The following is a 2738-nucleotide window of genomic DNA, read 5'->3' as shown; positions in this document are numbered from 1 at the left end:
TATCCTAGGCTATAAAGCTTAACCTTGAAGACAAAGAGGCACTATCCATAAAATAGCACTTCTTTACGGGATTTGGTACTGTTTTCGGTTGTTCGCGGGAGCTCATTTCAAGTTCAAATGAAAGCTCCCGCGCCTTCGCTTGGGCTGTGCCCTTCACTAATACAACAATAAGCATTTTTGAGTCATTTTAAGGAGTTATCCACAGTTCGGCGTACCCATAAGATTTTAAAGGGTAGCTTAGCCGCAGTCTGTCTTTTCCGGCAGGCGGTACGCCGTCTTGTGCTTCAAGATGCCATAGACGATGTTCACCAGCCGCCGCATGATGCACACAAACGCCTGCTTCTTCGTCTTGCCTTCCGCCATTTTCCGGTGGAAGTATTCAAGGAAGGCCGGATTGCGTGGCTCCTTCGTGCCCCGGTGGACGACAAGTTGCCGGATCGCCAGCGACATGAAGATATTGTGCAGGGAGCGGTCGCCTTGCTTGCTCTTGTAGTACCTACCCTTGCCGCCGGAACCAGCGAAGATCGGGGCTATCCCCGCATATCGCGCCAGCTTGTCGGCGGTCGCAAAGCGCGAGATATCGCCAATCTCGGCGGTCAGTTCCGCCGCCGTAACCACATCGACGCCGGTCATCGTGTTCAGTTGGCAGTCAATCTGCGTTAACATACGTTCCAGCCCGACATCGAATTGTCCGATTTCCTTCTTGAAGTAGCGAAGCTGCCGGACTTGGCTGCGGATAATGAGTTCCTTTTCCTCTAAATACAGATCGTTCCCCTCGCCATCCTCGCGAACGTTGCACAGAATCTGTTCCGCTTTCTTCGTTGAACAGGCGTTGTTGCTGTACTTGCGTAAGAACTCGGCAAGCTGGCTTGCCGTCACGTTGTTCAGATGGCGCGGGGAAGGGAATGTCCGCCAGAACGCTAGCGCCGTTTTACCGTCCACTTCGCTGAAATAGCTACGGTAGCTCGGATAGACGTAGCTTAACTGGACGTGCAATTGCCGGATGACCGCCGACAGGCTTTTGGTAATTCCCCTGCGGCGCATGACCAGTTGCCGCATGACCCAGTAATGCTCGTCAGGCTTGAAGTCGGGCAGATGGTTCATGTCGTCGCGCAATACCCGCGCCACGCATTCGGCATCCCAACTGTCGTTCTTTTGGACAGTTGCGTAGCTTTTGCGTTTTGCGCTGGAGAAAGCCGGGTTAATAGATTTCACCCGTTGGTTGTGGCGGAACAGGTACAGCCCGAACGCCCAACCGTAACCGCCCGTGTCCTCCAAGCCGTAGACGGCGGTCATGCCTGCTTTCACGTGCTGGTTCACAGCGTTCAGCACGAAGGGAAAGGCGGCGGGAGCGTTGTCGAACGTCAATTCGCCGAGCTTCTCATTCCAGCAATTCAGGATGACGGCGGTATGCTGGCGTTTGTGTAGATCAACCCCAACATACACATAGCGGAGTTGCTCTGGTTGCAAGATTGTAGCCTCCTTTTGTAATCGTCGCACCTATGCAAGGCGGAGCATGGCGGCACCCTCGGCACAAGCGTGAACTTCTTACGAAGCCCGCAAGGATAGCAAAGCCAGTCCATTTTCCAAACCTGTCAGGCACAACAAATTTAAGGGCAAAAGCCCCTACGGATTTCACCTGTGGAACCAAGTGAAATCCGTAGATGCTCTTGTAAGCAACGGAAAAGTATAACAACCTTTCCGGACAGGCGGCATCCTCAACTCGAGCGTCAGTTTCCATCGAAACCCGCAATGATAGCGTAGCCTGCCTGCCCGGTAGAGGGCTGTTCGGGGCAAGAACCCCTATGGATTTCACCCGCATGTTGCAAGTGAAATTCATAGATGCTCTTGCAAGGAGAAGGGGAAGCCCGAAGGCTTACCCCTGCTTCATCTTCCATACCTTCGTCCAACCCTTGGGCGTTAGCGAATCGTCAGAGAACGTCTTGGGATTGTAGCGCGAGCGCACCTTGCGGCTGCGGATGCTCTCGATGACGACCTTGCCCGGACGGACAATAATCTTCTTAATCCAGCCGCCATGCAACGTCTTCTCCCACACTTCCGTGGCGCAATTCGCGAAGTAGACTCGCAAGGCGGCTTCAATGACGGCATTCGCGCCGTCCAGCCCGTCCTGCTGCGCCTTCTCCTTCGCCATGCGAATCAAGTCCTTGTCGATGTTCGTTCCATACTTAACCCTTGCCATGACAACCACCCTCTTCCATGAGTCGGATCGTAATCTCTCCAGGCTTCTCCACCACCTCGACCTTGCTTCCGGCGGTGAATCCTAACACTTCCAGCCACTTGCCCTGAACCCGGATGAACGGCGCTTCGACATCCTTGAACTGTGCGTTCCGGTACAGGAATGCCCGTGAAACGGTAAGCTTACGCATCTTCGTTATCTCCCCTCGAATGGGGGAAGCGGCAGGGAGCGCAGGATGAAGCCTACACATGACCCCTTGAGCGTGATATGATAATCCCAAGTTGCTGTGGCAGCCGAATGGCTGTGCGTGTAGGTAGTGACCTTACCTGCATGAGCCGACAAGTGCTCGATACACTTGCCGGTCACGGCAACTCCTTGCGTACTCCCCGAATTAAAACAGCAAGCGGTACAGCGCCCCAAGTCCGTGCCAAGCGACACCGACCACGACCGCCGCCGTAACGACGGCACCGACAGCGCGGCATACGCCGCTATCCTCCAACACCCGCACCCAGTACATCTGCATCCTCCTCTGCTCTCATGT

At 54.6% G+C, this 2738-nt stretch carries 4 protein-coding genes; all 4 read right to left on the bottom strand.

Annotation, left to right across the window (positions count from 1 at the left end; genetic code table 11):
- Positions 1 to 237: 237 nt before the first annotated feature.
- Complete coding sequence (locus E2980_RS23730; RefSeq protein WP_135154682.1) at positions 238 to 1473, bottom strand: IS110 family RNA-guided transposase; 1236 nt, start codon at positions 1471 to 1473, stop codon at positions 238 to 240.
- A 403-nt stretch (positions 1474 to 1876) separates the two neighbouring features.
- Positions 1877 to 2200 (bottom strand): hypothetical protein, encoded by a 324-nt coding sequence (locus E2980_RS23725; RefSeq protein ID WP_135154681.1) that lies wholly within the window; start codon positions 2198 to 2200, stop codon positions 1877 to 1879.
- On the bottom strand, positions 2187 to 2387 hold the full coding sequence (locus E2980_RS23720) for a SymE family type I addiction module toxin (RefSeq protein ID WP_135154680.1): 201 nt from the start codon (positions 2385 to 2387) through the stop codon (positions 2187 to 2189). Before E2980_RS23720 ends, E2980_RS23725 begins: the two co-directional genes overlap by 14 nt.
- Before the next feature lie 201 nt (positions 2388 to 2588).
- Positions 2589 to 2714, bottom strand: coding sequence for a hypothetical protein (locus E2980_RS24985; RefSeq protein WP_276322401.1), 126 nt, complete (start codon positions 2712 to 2714; stop codon positions 2589 to 2591).
- Positions 2715 to 2738: the final 24 nt, after the last annotated feature.

Origin of the sequence: Cohnella luojiensis (assembly GCF_004564235.1) — a bacterium.
Lineage (GTDB): Bacteria > Bacillota > Bacilli > Paenibacillales > Paenibacillaceae > Cohnella > Cohnella luojiensis.
This window is presented reverse-complemented; position numbering and strand designations above follow the sequence as displayed.

What these genes read in the sequence shown, in the direction of transcription:
- E2980_RS23725 (WP_135154681.1), bottom strand. Translation starts at nt 2,200, where the DNA reads ATGGCAAGGGTTAAGTATGGAACGAACATCGACAAGGACTTGATTCGC.
- E2980_RS23720 (WP_135154680.1), bottom strand. Translation starts at nt 2,387, where the DNA reads ATGCGTAAGCTTACCGTTTCACGGGCATTCCTGTACCGGAACGCACAG.
- E2980_RS24985 (WP_276322401.1), bottom strand. Translation starts at nt 2,714, where the DNA reads ATGTACTGGGTGCGGGTGTTGGAGGATAGCGGCGTATGCCGCGCTGTC.